Here is a 19,313-nt window from a genome sequence, read left to right as displayed (position 1 = left end):
GGATTCTGGAAGATTCAAGCCGGCCATGCTTGATATGGATCAGCAGAGTCTAGCGTTCGAGCCAGATAAGGGAGGCAAATCGACCGGTGCGCGGGCTGCGCCGGTAAGAAAAGAAGCGTGGGTCGGTTACGGTGCACAAACCGCCACCGTAGACGGCAGTGATACCCCGCGCAGCCAGGCGCAGGCGCGCCAACTGGTAGATGTCGGCCAGGAACTTGCCCGGGTTGTGGCTCGGCACAAAGGCTTCGGCCGTTTGCGCAAGTTGCTGCATGAAGGCTTCACGCACTTCGGGACCGACTTCAAAGGCCTTTGGGCCGATCGCCGGACCTAACCAGACCAGTATGTCGGCAGGTGCAACATCCAGGCTGTCGGCGGCGGCTTCCAGCACGCCCGCCGCCAGGCCACGCCAGCCGGCATGGGCGGCGGCAACCCGGGTCCCGGCTTTGTTGCAAAACAAGGCCGGCAGGCAATCGGCGGTCATCGCCGTGCAGGCGATGCCGGGCGTATCGGTCCAACTGCCATCCGCCTCGGCAATCTGTCCCGGATCGGCCTCAACCACGACCACACCATGGACCTGGCGCAGCCAGGCCGGCTGGATAGCGAATGCGGCAGTGAGGCGACGACGGTTTTCCAGTACAGCCTCAGGGCTGTCCTCGACATGATCGCCTAAGTTGAGGCTGTCGAACGGCGCCAGGCTGACACCGCCCGCACGGGTGGTGACGCAGGCTTTGACCCCGGCCGGCGCAGGCCAGTCAGGAATCAGCCAGCCATTCATCCGACAAAGGCCTCGCGGTCTTGCTTGAGCAGCGACAGCAGCCAGACAAAATCGTCGGGCAGTGGCGATTCCCAACTCATCCGCTCACCGCTCGTCGGATGATCCAGCTCCAGGAAGCGTGCATGCAGCGCCTGGCGCGGGAACGATTTCAACGATTCGACCATGGTCACACTGGCGGCCGGCGGAATACGGAAGCGGCCACCGTAGGCCGGATCGCCGACCAACGGGAAGTTGATATGCGCCATATGCACCCGGATCTGGTGGGTACGGCCGGTTTCCAGCTTGACCCGCACATGGGTGTGGGAACGGAAACGCTCCAGCACGCGATAGTGGCTGACGGCCTGCTTGCCGCCCTCCATCACCGCCATGCGCTGGCGCTGCTGGCCGTGGCGACCGATAGGCGCATTGATTTTGCCACCGGCTACAACCACACCAATCACGATGCACTCATAGATACGGCTGACACTACGGCTCTGCAATTGTGTGACCAACTGCGTCTGCGCCTGGATGGTCTTGGCCACCACCATCAGGCCGGTGGTGTCCTTGTCCAGGCGGTGGACAATGCCGCAGCGCGGGACATTGATGATGTCCGGCACATGGTGCAACAAGGCATTGAGCAAGGTGCCATCAGCGTGCCCGGCCGCCGGGTGAACCACCAGGCCTGCGGGTTTGTTGATCACCAGGATGTCGTCGTCTTCATAGACGATATCCAGTTCGATGTCCTGGGCGATCCATTCTCCCTGGGCTTCCTGCTCGGCAGTCAGCTCAAGAACCGAACCGCCATGCACTATGTCTCGCGGGCGGATAACCGCTCCATCCACAGTCAGGCGGCCGTCTTTGATCCAGGCGGAAAGGCGCGAGCGCGAGTGCTCAGCGAATAGTTGTGCGGCGACTTGATCGAGGCGTTGGCCGCCCAATTCGGACGGCACCTCTGCGCGAAGTTCAATTTTATCGGACATGCTCAGACTAGGCGTGGCACAGCCTTTGGTTTCGGCTGCGCGCTTGTGGTTAAATACGGCGTCTTTTGCCCCGAGGCTTTCATCGGGGCGCTCATCATAACAGGACGGCCCCGCCCAAGACAGCGGCCGTCATAGGGACGCAAGCCGCCATGCAAGTGAAACACCTGCTGCTGATCGCCATCCTCGCCATGACTGCTGCTTGCTCGTCAACAAAGGACGTCGTCGACGAAAACCTCAGTGAAGTCGAGCTGTACCAGCAGGCTCAGGCCGACCTGGACAACAATAGCTACACAAGTGCCACGGCCAAGCTCAAGGCCCTGGAGTCGCGCTATCCGTTTGGCCGCTATGCCGACCAGGCCCAGCTCGAACTGATCTATGCGAACTACAAGAACGCCGAGCCGGAAGCTGCAAAATCCGCTGCCGAGCGTTTTATCCGCCTGCACCCGCAGCACCCGAACGTAGACTACGCCTACTACCTCAAGGGCCTGACCTCGTTTGACCAGGACGTTGGCCTGCTGGCGCGCTTCCTGCCGCTGGACATGACCAAGCGTGACCCAGGTGCCGCGCGCGACTCCTATAACGAGTTCGCCCAACTGACCAGCCGCTTCCCCAACAGCCGCTACGCGCCGGACGCCAAGCAGCGCATGATCTACCTGCGCAACCTGCTGGCTTCCTACGAAATCCACGTGGCCCACTACTACCTGACGCGCCAGGCCTATGTCGCCGCCGCCAACCGTGGCCGCTATGTAGTGGAAAACTTCCAGGAAACCCCTTCCGTGGGTGATGGCCTGGCCGTGATGACCGAGGCTTACCAGCGCCTGCACCTCGATACCCTGGCGGCTACCAGCCTGGAAACCCTGAAACTCAACTACCCGGACCACCCGAGCCTGCAAGACGGCCAGTTTGTGCCGCAGGTTGCCGAAGCGGACAACCGCTCGTGGTTGAGCAAGTACACCCTGGGCCTGATCGAGTCCCGTCCACCGTTGCCACCGGGCGAAACCCGCGCCAACCAGGACATCCTCAAGCAGTACCAGGACGCCAAGGACGCCATTCCGTCCGAGCTCAAGCCGCATAACGAGAACGGCGACGTGATCGAGGAAGAAGCCCCCGAAGCCCTGGGCAACAACCAGGATCGCTCGTGGTTCAGCTACATGACGTTCGGTGTCTTTGACTGAAGCCCCCTCTGGTAGCGCAAGAAGGAGCCCCCCGGGCTCCTTTTTTTATGGCGCGACTTTATTACCCTGTGCGCCGGCAATACCTTTGGCTAAACTGCCGGATTCCCTGTCGAGAAGCTGCCTGCCATGGTTCGTTTACTGTTCTGGATTGCCCTGATTGCTGCTGCGGTATGGTTCTGGCGCAAGTTCAAGCGCCCCGCTTCGACGCAGCAACAGCCCGGCGAACAAGGCGCTGCGCCCATGGTTCGCTGTGCGCACTGCGGCGTGCATCTGCCTCAGGACCGGGCATTGAGCCAGCGCCAGGAGTGGTACTGCACCCAGGCGCATCTGGAGCAGGGGCCGAAGTCTATCGAGCGCTGAGTACTCAGGAGCCGGGTCTATATCCGACCAGCGGGCGCATAGGGCGCCGGGTCAATCACCGGCTCATGCCCCAGCAGTAGGTCAGCAAATAACTGACACGACGCCGGCGCCAATACCAGACCATTACGGTAATGCCCGCAGTTGAGCCACAGCCCCTCAAACTCTGGCACCTTGCCGATATAGGGGATGCCCTCCGGCGAACCAGGCCGCAAACCGGCCCAATGCCCCACCACCTCGGCATCCGCCAGGGCCGGAATCAGCTCCACAGCCGAGGCCTTGAGGCTGTCCAGGGCCGACTCGGTCGGGGTCTTGTCGAAGCCTTCATGCTCCAGCGTGCTGCCAATCAGGATATGCCCGTCCCGGCGCGGGATCGCATAGCGCCCCTTCGCCAGAACCATGCAGGACAGAAAGTCCGAGGCGCACTTGTACAAAATCATCTGGCCCTTGACCGGCTCCACCGGCAGCGTCAGCCCCAGGCTGGCGAGCAACTCGCCACTCCAGGCACCGGCCGCGAGCACCACCTCATCACCCCGCACCTCACCCTGCGCGGTATTGACCCCGACAATGCTGCCGCCCTCCTGGATAAACCCCTCTACTGCGCAATGCTCATGCAGGGTCACGCCAGGTAACGCCAACAACGCCGCCTTGAGGGATTTGACCAGGCGCGGATTGCGCACATTGGCCACGTCCGCCATATAAATGGCCTGTGCAAACCCCGGCCCCAATACCGGAACCGCGTCACGGGCGGCCGAGACATCCACCTTGCTCAATGGCCGCTCCTCCCGAGCAGCCCAGGCCAGGGCATCGGCCTCGTCGTCGAGGTCCAGCCAATAGAGGCCGGTGGTATGCACCTCCGGGTCCACGCCAGTGGCGGCAAACAGGCGCTGGGCCAGTTGCGGGTAAAAATCCTGGGACCAATGGGCCAATGCCGTGACAGCTGGGCTGTAGCGCCATGGGTATAGCGGCGACACGATCCCACCACCGGCCCAGGAAGACTCCTGACCGACCGACGAACGGTCAAGCACGACCACTGCCTGCCCCTGGGTTGCCAGGTTGAATGCCGTCAACAGCCCGATAACACCACCACCCACAACCACGACTTGCTGTTGCTTGGTCATTGTTCGATCCAGCCCATAAAAAGAAAGGAGTGCCCCAGGCACCCCGTCGCCCACCCGCCTCATCGCCCCCAGCACTCCTGACGTGTGATGCCGGGTGCTGCGCCGGGATTGGCCCGTGCGCCAGTGCTGGTCAAACTGAACTCACCACAAGGATCGCCCAACATCGCAGCGGCAAAAGGCGTCGCGGTCAGGGTGAAATCCTGCGGGTTCAGCGTCACCGTGATTCTATAGCGATCATTGCCGCTGCTGATGCCGCCCGCATCAATAAAAGTGCCGTTTCTCACGTAATAGCGCTCCAGGTGCTGGGCTTGCTCCATGAGCAGCCCGACGATTTCTGTGCGGTAAGCCTTTTTCACATGGGCGGTGTACCCCGGATAAATCACTGCGGCCAAGGTGCCAATGATCGCCAGCGCGATCAGTAACTCGATCAGGGTGAACCCTTTGCTGTTGCCACTCATCGTGATGCCCACCTACTGAAGTTGTCGCCACAGGATTCGTCGAAATCGCTCATCGGCCTCAGCATCCGGGGCTACCCGCGCATAGACGCTCTCCAGAACGGTGCGCGACTGGCCGCTGATCCCCACTGCTGTGACCCGATACAAGGTCGCCGGGGTGTCGGGCGGCAAATGGGCCAACCCGCTACCGACTCCCAGGTTTTGAATGCCGTAGAAGCCCGCCTGCATGCCGACCCAAGTGACAGCCGAGACCGGATCGACACCCGGTCGGCTGATGACATACGCCTCGTTTGGCGGTGCGCAGGTAACCCATGACTGACAGGACGGCAAACCAAACCCATGCACCTGTACAGCCGACTCACCACGCCTGAGCCCGCTTTCGGCAGCCTGAAACGATTGGTTGCGATGCCAGAGGCTGCCGGCGAGCTGTTCCTGCGACGTCGCACCCTGCATCGATGACAGCCCGAGAACCGTCAACAACAGCAGCACTACCAGGCTGATCAACAGCACCATGCCGCGCTGCCTGGGGGCCGGCATCCGGCACTCGCTACTCAAGACGATTACGCACGGCGGCGACGGCGCTGTAGACCTGATCCCGCACACGCCCCGCCGGGTCGCGAAGTGTCAACGCCACACGCACACTGCGGATCAGCGACTCATCGCCGGGATGACTGTCATACCGGGTCACAACACTGGACCCAGGCCGGCCGGCCATCCCGAAGCTCAACTCGAACGTCCCCACGTTATCCACCAGCACCGCCTTGGCCGGCATTGCCGGCGTGCTGAGCTTCACCTGCCCTGACTCAAAGGTGTAGGTCAGTTTGCGCACGGGAAAAGCGATCTGCCCGGGCCCTGGCCTGGGCGGCACCCCCGAATAGGCCTGGGCGCTGTCGACACAGTTACTGAGCACAGTCCAGTCTGGACGACTGCCCTGCTCACCGACATCACCGGTGACCAACGTCAGGCTGGTCGAGGCACCATTGACCACCACCCTGACCGGCCTGGAAAAGTCAGCAGGCGCCTGGGCAATCAAAGGCAGGGACAGGCAACCAAACATCCCCGCCAGGCGAATCTCCTGAATCATCTTGCCCAGGACAAAGCGCCCATCGTCCTGCAATAACGCCGACGCGTGCTGGCTGGCAGCGGTGCTGCGGGCGGCCAGCATCACCTGGACCGCCGCCAGGACCACGATCAACCCCAAGGTCGCCGCCAGCAAGGCTTCGACCAGACCAAACCCCGCACAGGAGCGCCTCATCGTGCCGGCCTCGGGTCAACGGCGACGCGACTGGTCAGGGTGAATGTTTCACGGGTATTGCCAGCATTGGCTACACGCGAATCATCCCAGCTGATGCTGATGGTTACCTCGCGCTGGTCGAGCGCAATCGAACCTTTGGCGGTATCGCCGGCCAGTTGGCTGATATTGGCCTCGAAGTCGAGCAGATCCAGGTCCCGGACACTCGCGGCCATACTGGTGGCGGGCGCCACATCGCCGCTCTGCCAGGCGTAGTCGGCACCGAAGTTGGCGCGGATCCGGTCGAGCATGTCGTAGGCGATGAAGCTCGCCTGGCTGATCATCCTGGCACTGTCGGTGTACTTGAGCGCATTCAACTGGATCAGCCCGGCCCCCAACAGGCCAACCCCGAGAATCAACAGCGAGACCAGCACTTCGACCAGGCTCATGCCAACCTGCCGGTCAGTTGGAGGGGGTGTACAAGACGTTGCCGAGCAAGCTCGCATAACCATCGTCATCCTTGTCCAGGGTCATCAAAACGGCCGAGAGAGCCGTGCGTTACCCAAGACTAGCGCCGCTCCCGCAGCCTCGCTGCCCCTCGGAATAAAGGGAAATACTTTGGACAGGAAGGCCATCACTGCACGGGCGTAGACCGCCGCTATAACTAGTACTGCCACAGTCGAATGAACTGTCCACGGAGGGACAAGGTATGAAACAACACGGTTTCACATTGATCGAATTGCTGCTCGGCTTGCTCGTCAGCGGCATCCTGGCGCAATTGGCGGTGCCCGGCTTCAAGAACCTGCTGGACTCCCACATGCGACTGAACGCGGCGCAGACATTGGCGTCCGGCCTGCGCTACGCCCGCACCCAGGCCATTGCGCGCAATCGAACGGTGATCATCCATGCCCTGGAGGATGACTGGAGCCGAGGCTGGAGGGTGGTGGTAGACATGAATGGGCGCGGCCATCTGGACGACGACAACCCGGTACTGCTGGAGCGCCAGGACAATGGGCGGGTTCCCATCGTGGGCAATACTCCGGTGCGCACGCAGATTCGCTTCAGTGGGCTGGGCGAACCCCTGCTGTCTGCGGGAGGGTTTCGCGCCGGCACCGTGCATGTGTGCTCAACGGACCAGCCGCTGAGCCTGCATCAAGTGGTGCTGGCGCCCACCGGTCGGATCAGCCTGCGCAGCGACAAGGCCGAGCAGGCCTTGTGCCGCGGGTACGACGAACTGGGACTCAGAGCAGCGAGCGAACCCGCAACTCCTTGGGCATGGAGAAAGTGATGTTTTCTTCACGCCCCGCCAACTCGTCGGCGCCTGTCGCGCCCCACGCCTGCAATTGCTGGATCACCCCACGCACCAGGACTTCCGGCGCCGAGGCACCCGCCGTGATGCCGATGCGCTCGACACCGTCGAACCAACTGCGCTGCAAGTCTTCGGCGCCGTCGATCAGGTACGCCGGGGTGGCCATGCGTTCGGCCAGTTCGCGCAGACGATTGGAGTTGGAGCTGTTGGGGCTACCCACTACCAGCACCACATCGCACTCGTCGGCCAGTTGCTTGACGGCATCCTGGCGGTTTTGCGTGGCGTAGCAGATGTCGTCCTTGCGCGGCCCACCAATGGCGGGAAAACGGGTACGCAGGGCGTCGATGACGCGACTGGTGTCATCCATCGACAAAGTGGTCTGGGTCACGAATGCCAACTTTTCAGGGTTATGCACTTGCAACTCGGCGACGTCTTTTTCATCTTCCACCAGGTAGATCGCGCCGCCATTGCTGGCGTCGTACTGACCCATGGTGCCCTCGACTTCGGGGTGACCGGCGTGGCCGATCAGGATGCACTCGCGGCCGTCGCGGCTGTAGCGCGCCACTTCGATATGCACCTTGGTCACCAGCGGGCAGGTCGCATCGAATACTTTCAGGCCACGGCCTGCCGCCTCGGTGCGCACGGCCTGGGAAACGCCATGGGCGCTGAAGATGACGATGACGTCATCCGGCACCTGATCCAGTTCTTCGACAAAAATAGCGCCACGGGCCCGCAGGTCTTCGACCACGAACTTGTTGTGGACCACTTCATGGCGCACGTAGATCGGCGGCCCGAAGACTTCCAGGGCGCGATTGACGATTTCGATCGCCCTGTCCACGCCGGCGCAGAAGCCACGGGGGTTGGCGAGTTTGATTTGCATGCTGTGCCTCGTGTCTTTGTGGGAGCTGGCTTGCCTGCGATAACACCGCCTCGGTGTACCCGTTGCTCCAAGGCGATGCTACCGCAGCCAAGCCGGCTCCTACAGGAACCGGTTTCGTCAGTTAGAGCGCTTTAACGTCGATGATTTCAACATCAAAGGTCAAGGTCTTACCGGCCAACGGGTGGTTGAAGTCGATGGTCACCTGAGTGTCATCGAAGGTTTTGACCACGCCAGGCAGTTCGGTATTCGCCGCATCGTTGAAGATCACCAGCAAGCCTTCCGACAGTTCCATGTCCTGGAACTGCGAACGCGGGATGATCTGTACGTTTTGCGGGTTGGGCTGGCCAAAGGCGTTTTCCGGCGGGATCTGCAAGTTGCGCTTGTCGCCGGCCTTGAAGCCGAACAAGGCGGCCTCAAACCCCGGCAGCAGGTTACCGTCGCCGACCTTGAAGGTCGCCGGGGCCTTGTCGAACGTGCTGTCGACCGTGTCGCCATTCTCCAGGCGCAATGCAAAATGCAAGGTGACTTCCGTGTTCTGGCCAATACGTTGTTCGGCCAATACTTGTTCAGTCATTTACGGCTTCTCCGGGCTTGTTGCCCTTGAACATATCCAGCGCCAGCATGATTGCACCAACGCAGATGGCGCTGTCGGCAAAATTGAACGCCGGGAAGTACCAGCGGTTCTGCCAATGCACCAGAATAAAGTCGATCACATGGCCCAGGGCAATGCGGTCATACAGGTTACCCAGCGCGCCGCCCAGCACCAGGGCCAGGGCGATAGCCAGCCAAGTGTCATTGCGCCCCAGGCGCTTGAGCCAGACCACCAGCACCGCACTGACCACCACGGCGATCAGGGCGAACAGCCAGCGCTGCCAGCCGCCGCTGTCAGCCAGGAAGCTGAAGGCGGCGCCGGTGTTATAGGCCAGGGTCCAGCTGAAGTAGTCAGGAATCACCACGATCTGCTGGAACATTTCCAGGGCGCCCTCGAAGTGAGCCTTGCTGACCTGGTCGATGACCAGGACCAGCAAGCTCAATACGAGCCAACCCAGACGTCCGAAACGGCTGGTTTTAGGCATAGTGGCGAACCTCGCCGGCACCGCTGATGTTGTCGACGCAACGACCGCAGATTTCTGGATGCTCGGGGTTCACGCCAACGTCTTCACGGCAATGCCAGCAACGGGCGCACTTGGCGAAGGCCGACTTGACCACCTTGAGCTTGAGGCCCGGCACTTCGGTCGCGACCGCGTCAGCCGGGGCCTGGGCGAAGGGTGCCAGGCTGGCTGTCGAGGTGATCAGCACAAAGCGCAGTTCGTTGCTCAGCTTGCCCAGGTCGGCGCTCAGGCCTTCCTCGGCAAACAGGGTGACTTCGGCCTGCAGGTTGCCACCGACGGCCTTGGCCGCACGCTGGACTTCCAGTTCCTTGTTCACCGCAACCTTGACGGCCATCACGCCTTCCCAGTACTCGCGGCCCAGCTCGAAATCGGCCGGCAATTCGGTCAGGCCTTCGTACCAGGTGTTGAGCATCACGGACTCGTTACGCTCGCCCGGCAGGTATTCCCACAGCTCGTCGGCGGTGAAGGCCAGGATCGGCGCGATCCAGCGCACCAGCGCTTCGGTGATGTGGTACAGCGCGGTCTGCGCCGAACGGCGGGCCTTGCTGTCGGCGCCAGTGGTGTACTGGCGGTCCTTGATGATGTCGAGGTAGAAACCACCCAGCTCCTGCACGCAGAAGTTGTGGATCTTCGAGTAGACGTTCCAGAAACGGTATTCGCCGTAGTGTTCCTGCAACTCGCGCTGCAGCAACAGGGTACGGTCCACGGCCCAACGGTCCAGGGCGAGCATTTCCTCGGCCGGCAGGATGTCGGTGGCCGGGTTGAAGCCGGTCAGGTTCGACAGCATGAAGCGTGCGGTATTACGGATACGACGGTAGGCATCGGCGCTTCGCTGCAGGATCTGCTCCGAAACGGCCATCTCGCCCGAGTAGTCGGTCGAAGCCACCCACAGGCGCATGATATCGGCGCCCAGGGTGTCGTTGACCTTTTGCGGCGCGATCACGTTGCCCAGGGACTTGGACATCTTGCGACCGTTCTCGTCGACGGTGAAGCCGTGGGTCAGCAGCTCACGGTACGGAGCATGGTCGTCGATGGCGCAACCGGTCAGCAGCGACGAGTGGAACCAGCCACGGTGCTGGTCCGAACCTTCCAGGTACAGGTCGGCGCGCGGGCCGGTCTCGTGACCCATCGGGTGCGAACCGCGCAGCACGTGCCAGTGGGTGGTGCCCGAGTCGAACCACACATCGAGGGTGTCGCTGATCTTGTCGTACAGCGGCGCTTCATCACCGAGCAACTCGGCAGCGTCCAGCTTGAACCAGGCTTCGATGCCTTCCTGTTCCACGCGCTGGGCCACCACTTCCATCAGTTCGACGGTACGCGGGTGCAGCTCGCCGCTTTCCTTGTTCAGGAAAAACGGGATCGGCACGCCCCAGTTGCGCTGGCGGGAGATGCACCAGTCCGGACGGTTGGCGATCATCGAGTGCAGGCGCGCCTGGCCCCAGGCCGGGATGAAGCCGGTGTCTTCGATGGCCTTGATGGCACGCTTGCGCAGGGTTTCGCCCGCGACAGGCTCTTTGTCCATGCCGATAAACCACTGCGCGGTGGCGCGGTAGATCAGCGGAGTCTTGTGGCGCCAGCAGTGCATGTAGCTGTGCTTGATGGTTTCGGTGTGCAGCAGCGCCCCGACTTCCGACAGTTTGTCGATGATCGGCTGGTTGGCCTTGAAGATGAACTGGCCGCCGAAGAACTCCAGCGACGGCGCGTACACGCCATTGCTCTGCACCGGGTTGAGGATGTCATCGTTGACCATGCCATAGGCTTTGCAGGTCACGAAGTCGTCCACGCCGTAGGCCGGTGCGGAGTGAACCACGCCGGTGCCCGAACCCAGCTCGACATAGTCCGCCAGGTACACCGGCGACAGGCGGTCGTAGAACGGATGACGGAAGTTGATCAGTTCCAGCGCCGAGCCGGTGGTGGTGGCGATCACCGAACCTTGCAGCTCATAACGGGCCAGGCAGGCCTCGACCATTTCCTCAGCCAGCACCAGCAGGCGATCACCGATGTCCACCAGGGCGTAGGTGAATTCCGGGTGCACGTTCAGCGCCTGGTTGGCGGGGATGGTCCACGGGGTAGTGGTCCAGATCACGATGGCGGCGGGCTTGGCCAGGCTCGCCAGGCCAAAGGCCTCGGCCAGCTTGGCGTCGTCGGCGATCGGGAACGCGACGTCGATGGTCGAGGACTTCTTGTCTTCGTACTCGACTTCCGCTTCGGCCAGGGCCGAACCGCAGTCAAAGCACCAGTTCACAGGCTTGAGCCCCTTGAACACGAAGCCGCCCTTGACGATTTCGGCCAAGGCACGGATTTCCCCGGCCTCGTTCTTGAAGTTCATGGTCTTGTACGGGTTGGCCCAGTCGCCCAAGACACCCAGGCGGATGAATTCGGACTTCTGCCCTTCGATCTGCTCGGAGGCGTAGGCACGGCACAGCTCGCGGGTCTTGTCGGCGCCCAGGTTCTTGCCGTGGGTCACTTCGACCTTGTGCTCGATCGGCAGGCCGTGGCAGTCCCAACCCGGGACATAAGGCGCGTCGAAGCCCGCCAGGGTTTTCGAGCGGATGATCATGTCCTTGAGAATCTTGTTCAGCGCATGACCGATGTGAATCGTGCCGTTGGCATAAGGAGGGCCGTCGTGCAGGACGAACTTCGGACGATCCTTGCCAATCTCGCGCAACTTTCCGTACAGGCCAATACTGTCCCAGCGCTGCAGGATCTGCGGTTCGCGCTGTGGCAGGCCGGCCTTCATTGGGAAGGCGGTGTCCGGAAGGTTTAGCGTGGCTTTATAGTCGGTCATTTAAGGCTCTTCATTAGCGATGGGCGCTAGGTGCGGCTAGTGCACGGGCGGCGGCGACATCCGCATTGATCGCCGTTTTCAGCGCCTCCAGGGAGGCGAATCGCTGCTCTTCACGCAGCTTTTGGTGGAAAACCACCGTCAAACGCCGGTCATACAAATCCCCGGCAAAATCCAAAAGGTGAACTTCCAGGTGGGCCTTGCCATCACCTGCAACCGTTGGCCTGACGCCTATGTTGGCGACTCCGGGCCACGGTTGGCCGTCGATCTCGACACTGACCAGGTACACCCCGGTCAGTGGCACACGACGGCGCTTGAGTTGCACGTTGGCGGTTGGCGTGCCCAGTTGGCGCGCCAGCTTCTGGCCGTGCAGGACCCGCCCGGCAATCCGGAACGGGCGGCCGAGCAAACGCTCGGCCAAGCCGAAGTCGGCAGCCGCCAGGGCATTTCGCACCTGGGTGCTGCTCACGCGCAGGCCGTCCAGTTCGACGGTTTGCGCGGCTTCGACGGTAAACCCCTGGGTGACGCCGGCCTGTTGCAGGAAATCGAAATCCCCTACCCGGTCGCAACCAAAGCGGAAGTCGTCGCCGACCTCCAGATGCTGCACGCCCAGGCCGTCGACGAGGATACGGTCGACGAACTCAGTGGCGCTGAGGCTGCGCAAACGCTGGTTGAAGGCCAGGCACAGCACCCGGTCCACACCTTCTTCGGCCAGCAACTGCAGTTTGTCCCGCAGGCGGGCCAAACGGGCCGGGGCCGTCTCGGGGGTGAAGAACTCACGGGGCTGCGGCTCGAAAATCACCACGCAGCTGGGCACGCCCAACTCGACGGCACGCTCGCGCAGCCGCGCCAGGATAGCCTGGTGGCCACGGTGAACACCGTCAAAGTTGCCAATAGTGGCGACGCACCCCCGATGCTCGGGGCGCAGGTTGTGAAGACCTCGAACCAGCTGCATAACGCGCTTCTTGCTCATAAAGTGGTCGATTATAACCACACCCGGCCCCGGACGACAGGCAACAGCACAGGCCAAATGATGCGAATCGAAAAAACAGCCGGCTTATTGTTGATTGCGATCAATTGAGCGCCTTGCGATTGAAATCCCGCAGGCGGAAACCCAACAGCAGCAACATGCCAAAGTAAGCGATCACACCGGCCACGACCAACAGGCCCAGGCGCAGGAATCGTTCAAGCATCTGCCCCTCGCCCCACGCCGGCATCCAGTGCATCAACCCCAGCAATACCGCCGACATCACCGCCACCGCCACCAGCAACTTGAGGGCGAACAGGCCCCAGCCCGGCTGCGGCTGGTACATTTTCTGTTTGCGCAGTTGATAAAACAGCAGGCCGGCATTGATACACGCCCCGGCACTGATGGCCAGGGCCAGGCCCGCGTGCGCCAGCGGCCCGATGAAGACCAGGTTGAACAACTGAGTGACCACCAAGGTGAAAATGGCGATTTTCACCGGGGTACGGATGTTTTGCTGGGCGTAAAAGCCCGGCGCCAGGACCTTGATCACGATAATCCCCAGCAACCCCACCGAGTAGGCGATCAGGGCGTGCTGGGTCATCAAGGCGTCAAAGGCGCTGAACTGCCCGTACTGGAACAGTGAAACAGTCAGCGGCTCGGCCAGGATCCCCAAGGCCAGGGAACAGGGCAGCACCAGCACAAAGCACAGGCGCAGGCCCCAGTCGAGAATGCGCGAGTATTCCTGGCGATCCTGGCTGGCATAGGTCCGTGCCAGGGTCGGCAGCAAAATGGTGCCCAGCGCCACGCCCAGCACGCCGGAAGGCAATTCCATCAGGCGGTCGGCGTAATACATCCACGACACGGAGCCGGAGACCAGCAGCGAAGCAAACGCGGTATTGATGATCAGGGAGATCTGGCTGACCGACACCCCGAGAATCGCCGGCAGCATGTTTTTCATCACCCGCCACACGCCCGTGTCCTTGAGGTTCAGGCGTGGCAGCACAAGCATGCCGATCTTCTTCAGGTGTGGCAGCTGATACAACAGTTGCGCCAGGCCACCGGCCAGCACCGCCCAGCCGAGCGCCATCACCGGCGGGTCGAAGTACGGCGTGAGGAACAGGGCAAAGATGATCATGCTGACGTTAAGCAGGGTCGGCACAAACGCCGGCACCGAGAAGCGGTTCCAGGTATTGAGGATCGCGCCCGCCAGGGAAGACAGGGAAATCAGCAATATATAAGGAAAGGTCACCCGCAATAGATCGCTAGTCAGGGCGAACTTTTCCGGTGTGTTGGCAAAACCGGGGGCTGTGGCCCAGATAATCCAGGGCGCGGCGAGCATGCCGGCGATGGTCACCAGCATCAGCACCAGGGTCAGCAGGCCCGAGACATAGGCGACAAAGGTACGGGTGGCCTCTTCGCCCTGCTGGGTCTTGTACTCGGCCAGGATCGGCACAAAGGCCTGGGAAAACGCGCCCTCGGCGAAGATCCGCCGCAGCAGGTTGGGCAGCTTGAACGCGATAAAGAAGGCATCCGTGGCCATGCTCGCGCCAAAGATACGCGCAATAAGGGTGTCCCGCACAAACCCCAGAACCCGGGAAATCATGGTGATAGAGCTGACGGCGGCCAACGACTTGAGCAGATTCATTGAAAGAGTTTTTGCCTATAGATAAAGAGCAGGCGTACAAAGCGCCCACTTATGCGATACTGCGCGCCTGCAACAGCACAGAGCCAAAGCTCGCGAGTTTACAGGTCAAGCGCCGGAAATAAATCACCCGCCTCTTCAGATCGACCACTCAGCAGTTCGCATCAGCCGCCCTTGACAAGACTTCAACTCATCGGCATGATTCGCGGCCTATTTTGTTTGCTATTTCCTAAAAAGTCTTTCGAGGAGCTCGACGGTGGCCAACACACCTTCCGCCAAAAAACGTGCAAAACAGGCTGAGAAGCGTCGCAGCCACAACGCCAGCCTGCGTTCCATGGTTCGTACCTACATCAAGAATGTAGTTAAGGCCATTGACGCAAAAGACGCTGAAAAAGCTCAAGCTGCTTACGTTCTGGCCGTGCCAGTTATCGACCGTATGGCCGATAAAGGCATCATCCACAAGAACAAAGCTGCTCGCCATAAAGGTCGTCTGAATGGCCACATCAAGGCTCTGAACCTTGCTGCTGCAGCCTAAGCGATAAGCTTGTTAAAAAACCGACCCCAGGGTCGGTTTTTTATTGCCTGCCATTTATGCCCCACCCCATAACAAATGTGGGAGCTGGCTTGCCTGCGATGGGTATTAACATTCAACATTGATGTCGACTGTTAAACCGTTATCGCAGGCAAGCCAGCTCCCACATAAAGCAGAGCAGAGTTGCCAGGCTTATTGCGCGCTAGGCCACGGCAGGATCGGAATCGCCGTCACCGCATTCTGCGGGCTGCCTTCGATCAGACGGTCGCTGTAGACCAGGTACACCAGGGTATTGCGCTTCTTGTCGAGGAAACGCACCACCTGCATGGTCTTGAATACCAGCGAGGTGCGCTCCTTGAACACCTCATCGCCATCCTTGAGCTCACCCTTGAAGTGGATTGGCCCCACCTGGCGACAAGCAATCGATGCCTCGGCACGATCTTCGGCCAAGCCCAGGCCACCCTTCACCCCGCCGGTCTTGGCCCGCGACAGGTAGCAGGTCACACCATCCACCTTGGGATCATCAAAGGCTTCAACCACGATTCGATCGTTCGGACCGACAAACTTGAACACCGTCGACACCCGGCCAATCTCTTCAGCCGAAGCCAGCAGCGGCATGACCATCAGCAAGCCGAGCAATCCCTTCATTACACCCATCGCAGTTATCCCTTTAGACCAGAATCAGGTTGTCGCGGTGAACCAGTTCCGGCTCAGCCATATAACCCAACAGACCGACAATCGACTCAGACGACTGCCCAATGATTTTCTGCGCCTCAAGGGCGCTGTAGTTGGCCAGGCCACGGGCGATCTCGCGGCCGTCCGGCGCCACGCACACCACCATTTCACCGCGCCGGAAGCTGCCCTGGACCAGCTTGACGCCTACCGGCAACAAACTCTTGTTGCCCTGAGACAAGGCAGAAACAGCCCCAGCATCCAATACCAAAGTACCGCGCGTCTGCAAATGGCCAGCCAGCCACTGCTTGCGCGCCGCGAGCATGCCGCGCTCAGGCGACAGCAGCGTACCGATGCGCTCGCCGGCCTTGAGGCGATCCAACACACGCTCAATGCGCCCGCCGACGATGATGGTATGAGCCCCGGAACGGGCCGCCAGGCGCGCCGCGCGCAGCTTGGTCTGCATACCGCCACGCCCCAGCGCACCACCGACACTGCCCGCCACCGCATCGAGCGCCGGATCATCGGCTCGCGCTTCGTAAATCAACTGGGCATCCGGGTTGTTGCGCGGATCGGCGTCGAACATGCCATCGCGGTCCGTGAGGATCACCAGCAGATCAGCCTCCACCAGGTTGGCCACCAACGCCGCCAGGGTGTCATTGTCGCCAAAGCGGATCTCGTCGGTGACCACGGTGTCGTTCTCGTTGATCACCGGGATCACCTTGAGCTCGACCAGGGCACGCAAGGTGCTGCGGGCATTGAGGTAGCGCTTGCGGTCGGACAGGTCATCATGGGTCAGCAGAATCTGCGCCGTGTGGCGACCGTGCTCGGCAAAGCTGGACTCCCAGGCCTGCACCAACCCCATCTGGCCAATGGCAGCAGCGGCCTGCAACTCATGCATCGCGCTGGGTCGCGCGGTCCAGCCGAGGCGGCTCATCCCGGCGGCAACCGCCCCGGACGACACCAGCACCAACTCGACACCTGCCTCATGCAAGGCCACCATCTGTTCAACCCAGACGCTCATGGCTGCGCGATCCAGCCCCTTGCCATCCGCCGTCAGCAGCGCACTCCCGATCTTTACGACCCAGCGTTGCGCACCCGTCACTTTGCTCCGCATCATCTTCAACCTTAGATTGAGGGCCACGCGACCCAGCGCCGCCCATAACGTTATTCGTGACTACCGATTTCCAGATACTAAAACGCCGCTCGATTGAGCGGCGCTTAAGTTTATCGCAACAGATCAGTCACGCACGTAAATGATTTCCGGGCCATCTTCATCATCCACATCTTCCTCGTCCCAATCATCGTCACCGATATCATGGACCGACTTGACGCCACTGCGGCGCAGGGCACGCTGGTCATCCAGCGCCTGCAACTGGGCGCGCGCTTCATCTTCGATGCGCTGATCGAGGTCGGCCAATTCAGCCTTGTAGGCCGGGTCGGCAGCCAGGCGATCAGCACGATCTTCCAGGTAGCGCATGATGTCGCGCGTCAGGCGCTCAGTGCCTTCTTTGGCAATGGCGGAGATCACGTAGACAGGACCTTCCCACTGCAGGCGGTCAACGATTTCCTTGACCCGCTCTTCATGCTCTTCTTCGAGGATCTGGTCGCACTTGTTCAACACCAGCCAACGGTCACGCTCAGCCAGGGACGGGCTGAACTTGGCCAACTCATTGACGATCACTTCAGCCGCGTCCGGGGCACTGGTTTCATCCAGCGGCGCCATATCGACGAGGTGCAGCAGCAAACGGGTACGGGACAAGTGCTTGAGGAAGCGAATCCCCAGGCCCGCGCCATCGGAAGCCCCTTCGATCAGGCCCGGAATGTCCGCGACCACAAAGCTCTTCCAGCGATCGACACTGACCACACCCAGGTTTGGCACCAGGGTGGTGAACGGATAATCCGCCACTTTGGGCTTGGCCGCAGACACCGAGCGAATGAAGGTACTTTTGCCAGCGTTGGGCAGACCCAACAGACCCACATCGGCCAGCACTTTCATTTCCAGCTTCAGGTCACGCTGCTCGCCCGGCTTGCCCGGTGTGGTCTGGCGTGGCGCACGGTTGGTACTGGACTTGAATCGGGTGTTACCCAGACCGTGCCAGCCACCCTGCACCACCATCAGCTTCTGGCCGGCCTTGGTCAGGTCGCCAATCACTTCCTGGGTCGCAGAGTCGATGATCGTGGTGCCGACCGGTACGCGCAGTACCAGGTCCTCACCTTTTTTACCGGTGCAGTCGGTGCTGCCGCCGTTGGAGCCACGCTCGGCATCGAAGTGCCGGGTGTAACGGTAGTCCACCAGGGTATTGAGGTTTTCGTCGGCCATCATATAGATGGAACCGCCATCACCCCCGTCGCCGCCGTTCGGACCACCGTTTTCGATGAACTTTTCGCGACGGAAACTCATGCAACCGTTACCGCCGTCGCCTGCTTTTACTCGGATGGAAACTTCATCAACGAACTTCATAACAAAACGCCTCTCGCCGCATGGACGAGCTTAAGAAACCAAGACATAAGACTCTTGCAAAAATGAGCGCAGCGACCTCAATTAAACGACCGCAAATCCAGCGCTTGAGCCCATTACAAACAGCTTTGCAAGAGACTCACCCCACAAACGAAAAAGCCCCGTCGCAAGACAGGGCTTTTCCAGCGAGCTCGCAATTAAGCCGAGACAACGCTCACGTAACGGCGGTTGAACGCGCCTTTTACTTCAAACTTGATCACGCCTTCGATTTTCGCGAAGAGGGTGTGATCTTTACCCATGCCTACACCGTAACCGGCGTGGAATTGGGTGCCGCGCTGACGCACGATGATGTTGCCCGGAATGATTTTCTGGCCGCCATACATCTTAACGCCAAGGCGTTTGGCTTCTGAGTCGCGACCGTTACGGGTACTACCACCAGCTTTTTTGTGTGCCATGAGTCAATTCTCCTAGTGAGGAATTAGGCTGAAATTAAGCCTGAATACCGGTGATTTTGATCTCGGTGTACCACTGGCGGTGGCCCATACGCTTCATGTGGTGCTTACGACGACGGAACTTGATGATGCGGACTTTATCGTGACGACCTTGGGAGATCACTTCAGCCACAACGGTAGCGCCAGCAACAACTGGAGCGCCGATGTTCACGTCATCGCCATTGGCGACCAACAGAACGCGATCAAAAGTAACGGATTCGCCGGTAGCGATTTCCAGTTTTTCGATCTTCAGGTATTCACCTGGGGCGACCTTGTATTGCTTGCCACCAGTAACAATTACTGCGTACGACATGGTATTTCTCCGATAATCCTGCTCACCCAGCGCTTTATAAGAAGAGGTATTGGCTGGCATGGCTGCATGGGATGGA

General features: G+C 60.9%; 22 protein-coding genes. 4 read left to right on the top strand and 18 right to left on the bottom strand.

Features of this window, described 5'->3' with window-relative positions:
* Positions 1–49: 49 nt before the first annotated feature.
* Both pgeF and rluD read right to left on the bottom strand, forming a co-directional pair.
* Positions 50–775 (bottom strand): peptidoglycan editing factor PgeF, encoded by a 726-nt coding sequence (gene pgeF / locus AO268_RS00185; protein WP_076963589.1) that lies wholly within the window; start codon positions 773–775, stop codon positions 50–52.
* Entirely contained in the window at positions 772–1,734 is a 963-nt protein-coding gene (rluD, locus tag AO268_RS00180; protein ID WP_029292014.1) for a 23S rRNA pseudouridine(1911/1915/1917) synthase RluD, read from the bottom strand. The genes pgeF and rluD overlap by 4 nt, the downstream gene beginning before the upstream one ends.
* A gap of 149 nt (positions 1,735–1,883) precedes the next feature.
* Between rluD and AO268_RS00175 the strand changes: the two genes are divergently transcribed.
* Together AO268_RS00175 and AO268_RS00170 are read left to right on the top strand one after the other, a co-directional pair.
* Positions 1,884–2,909: an outer membrane protein assembly factor BamD gene (locus tag AO268_RS00175; protein ID WP_076963588.1), complete on the top strand. Its 1,026-nt coding sequence runs from the start codon at positions 1,884–1,886 to the stop codon at positions 2,907–2,909.
* A gap of 126 nt (positions 2,910–3,035) precedes the next feature.
* Positions 3,036–3,269: a PP0621 family protein gene (locus AO268_RS00170; RefSeq protein WP_057958399.1), complete on the top strand. Its 234-nt coding sequence runs from the start codon at positions 3,036–3,038 to the stop codon at positions 3,267–3,269.
* A 17-nt stretch (positions 3,270–3,286) separates the two neighbouring features.
* Here AO268_RS00170 and thiO read toward each other — a convergent pair whose 3' ends face one another.
* Genes thiO through pilV form a run of 5 tightly spaced genes read right to left on the bottom strand, consistent with a single transcriptional unit; the run spans position 3,287 to position 6,579 of the window.
* The gene (gene thiO / locus AO268_RS00165) at positions 3,287–4,387 is read right to left on the bottom strand and encodes a glycine oxidase ThiO (protein ID WP_076963587.1); all 1,101 of its coding nucleotides are present in this window, start codon (positions 4,385–4,387) and stop codon (positions 3,287–3,289) included.
* A gap of 59 nt (positions 4,388–4,446) precedes the next feature.
* The gene (locus tag AO268_RS00160) at positions 4,447–4,845 is read right to left on the bottom strand and encodes a type IV pilin protein (protein ID WP_076963586.1); all 399 of its coding nucleotides are present in this window, start codon (positions 4,843–4,845) and stop codon (positions 4,447–4,449) included.
* 12 nt (positions 4,846–4,857) lie between these two features.
* Positions 4,858–5,355, bottom strand: a complete 498-nt coding sequence (locus AO268_RS00155; RefSeq protein ID WP_083743073.1) for a pilus assembly PilX family protein — start codon at positions 5,353–5,355, stop codon at positions 4,858–4,860.
* A 34-nt stretch (positions 5,356–5,389) separates the two neighbouring features.
* On the bottom strand, positions 5,390–6,097 hold the full coding sequence (locus AO268_RS00150; protein WP_099167508.1) for a PilW family protein: 708 nt from the start codon (positions 6,095–6,097) through the stop codon (positions 5,390–5,392).
* Entirely contained in the window at positions 6,094–6,579 is a 486-nt protein-coding gene (gene pilV / locus AO268_RS00145) for a type IV pilus modification protein PilV (RefSeq protein ID WP_076963583.1), read from the bottom strand. Before pilV ends, AO268_RS00150 begins: the two co-directional genes overlap by 4 nt.
* A gap of 203 nt (positions 6,580–6,782) precedes the next feature.
* On the opposite strand from pilV, the gene AO268_RS00140 reads away from it, so the two are divergent.
* Positions 6,783–7,361: a GspH/FimT family pseudopilin gene (locus AO268_RS00140; RefSeq protein WP_076963582.1), complete on the top strand. Its 579-nt coding sequence runs from the start codon at positions 6,783–6,785 to the stop codon at positions 7,359–7,361.
* Here the strand turns inward: AO268_RS00140 and ispH are convergent.
* From ispH to murJ, 6 genes are all read right to left on the bottom strand, one after another.
* Entirely contained in the window at positions 7,315–8,262 is a 948-nt protein-coding gene (gene ispH, locus AO268_RS00135) for a 4-hydroxy-3-methylbut-2-enyl diphosphate reductase (protein ID WP_032861885.1), read from the bottom strand. The two genes, AO268_RS00140 and ispH, sit on opposite strands and share 47 nt — an antisense overlap.
* A gap of 121 nt (positions 8,263–8,383) precedes the next feature.
* Entirely contained in the window at positions 8,384–8,821 is a 438-nt protein-coding gene (gene fkpB, locus AO268_RS00130; RefSeq protein ID WP_169851210.1) for an FKBP-type peptidyl-prolyl cis-trans isomerase, read from the bottom strand.
* A 7-nt stretch (positions 8,822–8,828) separates the two neighbouring features.
* A complete protein-coding gene (lspA, locus tag AO268_RS00125; protein ID WP_099167506.1) occupies positions 8,829–9,338 on the bottom strand; it encodes a signal peptidase II in 510 nt (169 codons plus the stop codon).
* The gene (gene ileS, locus AO268_RS00120) at positions 9,331–12,162 is read right to left on the bottom strand and encodes an isoleucine--tRNA ligase (RefSeq protein WP_076963579.1); all 2,832 of its coding nucleotides are present in this window, start codon (positions 12,160–12,162) and stop codon (positions 9,331–9,333) included. Before ileS ends, lspA begins: the two co-directional genes overlap by 8 nt.
* Before the next feature lie 13 nt (positions 12,163–12,175).
* The gene (gene ribF / locus AO268_RS00115; protein WP_099167504.1) at positions 12,176–13,114 is read right to left on the bottom strand and encodes a bifunctional riboflavin kinase/FAD synthetase; all 939 of its coding nucleotides are present in this window, start codon (positions 13,112–13,114) and stop codon (positions 12,176–12,178) included.
* Between the two features lie 118 nt (positions 13,115–13,232).
* A complete protein-coding gene (gene murJ / locus AO268_RS00110; protein WP_099167501.1) occupies positions 13,233–14,771 on the bottom strand; it encodes a murein biosynthesis integral membrane protein MurJ in 1,539 nt (512 codons plus the stop codon).
* A 253-nt stretch (positions 14,772–15,024) separates the two neighbouring features.
* Between murJ and rpsT the strand changes: the two genes are divergently transcribed.
* On the top strand, positions 15,025–15,303 hold the full coding sequence (gene rpsT / locus AO268_RS00105; RefSeq protein ID WP_003215870.1) for a 30S ribosomal protein S20: 279 nt from the start codon (positions 15,025–15,027) through the stop codon (positions 15,301–15,303).
* 189 nt (positions 15,304–15,492) lie between these two features.
* Here the strand turns inward: rpsT and AO268_RS00100 are convergent, their stop codons facing one another.
* The 5 genes from AO268_RS00100 to rplU form a co-directional block, all read right to left on the bottom strand.
* Entirely contained in the window at positions 15,493–15,957 is a 465-nt protein-coding gene (locus AO268_RS00100; protein WP_076963576.1) for a CreA family protein, read from the bottom strand.
* A 13-nt stretch (positions 15,958–15,970) separates the two neighbouring features.
* Positions 15,971–17,089, bottom strand: coding sequence for a glutamate 5-kinase (proB, locus tag AO268_RS00095; RefSeq protein ID WP_032861877.1), 1,119 nt, complete (start codon positions 17,087–17,089; stop codon positions 15,971–15,973).
* A 123-nt stretch (positions 17,090–17,212) separates the two neighbouring features.
* Positions 17,213–18,436 carry an Obg family GTPase CgtA gene (gene cgtA, locus AO268_RS00090; protein WP_029292050.1) on the bottom strand — a complete coding sequence of 408 codons (1,224 nt, stop codon included), beginning with the start codon at positions 18,434–18,436 and terminating at the stop codon, positions 17,213–17,215.
* Positions 18,437–18,630: 194 nt separating this feature from the next.
* Complete coding sequence (rpmA, locus tag AO268_RS00085; protein ID WP_029292052.1) at positions 18,631–18,888, bottom strand: 50S ribosomal protein L27; 258 nt, start codon at positions 18,886–18,888, stop codon at positions 18,631–18,633.
* 34 nt (positions 18,889–18,922) lie between these two features.
* Positions 18,923–19,237, bottom strand: coding sequence for a 50S ribosomal protein L21 (gene rplU, locus AO268_RS00080; RefSeq protein WP_003176051.1), 315 nt, complete (start codon positions 19,235–19,237; stop codon positions 18,923–18,925).
* Positions 19,238–19,313: the final 76 nt, after the last annotated feature.

The sequence above is a fragment of the Pseudomonas sp. ICMP 8385 genome (assembly GCF_002699915.1).
Taxonomy (GTDB): domain Bacteria; phylum Pseudomonadota; class Gammaproteobacteria; order Pseudomonadales; family Pseudomonadaceae; genus Aquipseudomonas; species Aquipseudomonas gessardii.
Note: the sequence above shows the minus strand (reverse complement) of the source record. Positions and strands in the feature narration are given on the sequence as shown.

Excerpts from the sequence above, each read along its gene's own strand:
- pgeF (WP_076963589.1), bottom strand. The coding sequence starts at position 775 with ATGAATGGCTGGCTGATTCCTGACTGGCCTGCGCCGGCCGGGGTCAAA.
- rluD (WP_029292014.1), bottom strand. The coding sequence starts at position 1,734 with ATGTCCGATAAAATTGAACTTCGCGCAGAGGTGCCGTCCGAATTGGGC.
- AO268_RS00175 (WP_076963588.1), top strand. The coding sequence starts at position 1,884 with ATGCAAGTGAAACACCTGCTGCTGATCGCCATCCTCGCCATGACTGCT.
- AO268_RS00170 (WP_057958399.1), top strand. The coding sequence starts at position 3,036 with ATGGTTCGTTTACTGTTCTGGATTGCCCTGATTGCTGCTGCGGTATGG.
- thiO (WP_076963587.1), bottom strand. The coding sequence starts at position 4,387 with ATGACCAAGCAACAGCAAGTCGTGGTTGTGGGTGGTGGTGTTATCGGG.
- AO268_RS00160 (WP_076963586.1), bottom strand. The coding sequence starts at position 4,845 with ATGAGTGGCAACAGCAAAGGGTTCACCCTGATCGAGTTACTGATCGCG.
- AO268_RS00155 (WP_083743073.1), bottom strand. The coding sequence starts at position 5,355 with ATGGTGCTGTTGATCAGCCTGGTAGTGCTGCTGTTGTTGACGGTTCTC.
- AO268_RS00150 (WP_099167508.1), bottom strand. The coding sequence starts at position 6,097 with ATGAGGCGCTCCTGTGCGGGGTTTGGTCTGGTCGAAGCCTTGCTGGCG.
- pilV (WP_076963583.1), bottom strand. The coding sequence starts at position 6,579 with ATGCGAGCTTGCTCGGCAACGTCTTGTACACCCCCTCCAACTGACCGG.
- AO268_RS00140 (WP_076963582.1), top strand. The coding sequence starts at position 6,783 with ATGAAACAACACGGTTTCACATTGATCGAATTGCTGCTCGGCTTGCTC.
- ispH (WP_032861885.1), bottom strand. The coding sequence starts at position 8,262 with ATGCAAATCAAACTCGCCAACCCCCGTGGCTTCTGCGCCGGCGTGGAC.
- lspA (WP_099167506.1), bottom strand. The coding sequence starts at position 9,338 with ATGCCTAAAACCAGCCGTTTCGGACGTCTGGGTTGGCTCGTATTGAGC.
- ileS (WP_076963579.1), bottom strand. The coding sequence starts at position 12,162 with ATGACCGACTATAAAGCCACGCTAAACCTTCCGGACACCGCCTTCCCA.
- ribF (WP_099167504.1), bottom strand. The coding sequence starts at position 13,114 with ATGCAGCTGGTTCGAGGTCTTCACAACCTGCGCCCCGAGCATCGGGGG.
- murJ (WP_099167501.1), bottom strand. The coding sequence starts at position 14,771 with ATGAATCTGCTCAAGTCGTTGGCCGCCGTCAGCTCTATCACCATGATT.
- AO268_RS00100 (WP_076963576.1), bottom strand. The coding sequence starts at position 15,957 with ATGGGTGTAATGAAGGGATTGCTCGGCTTGCTGATGGTCATGCCGCTG.
- proB (WP_032861877.1), bottom strand. The coding sequence starts at position 17,089 with ATGCGGAGCAAAGTGACGGGTGCGCAACGCTGGGTCGTAAAGATCGGG.
- cgtA (WP_029292050.1), bottom strand. The coding sequence starts at position 18,436 with ATGAAGTTCGTTGATGAAGTTTCCATCCGAGTAAAAGCAGGCGACGGC.
- rpmA (WP_029292052.1), bottom strand. The coding sequence starts at position 18,888 with ATGGCACACAAAAAAGCTGGTGGTAGTACCCGTAACGGTCGCGACTCA.
- rplU (WP_003176051.1), bottom strand. The coding sequence starts at position 19,237 with ATGTCGTACGCAGTAATTGTTACTGGTGGCAAGCAATACAAGGTCGCC.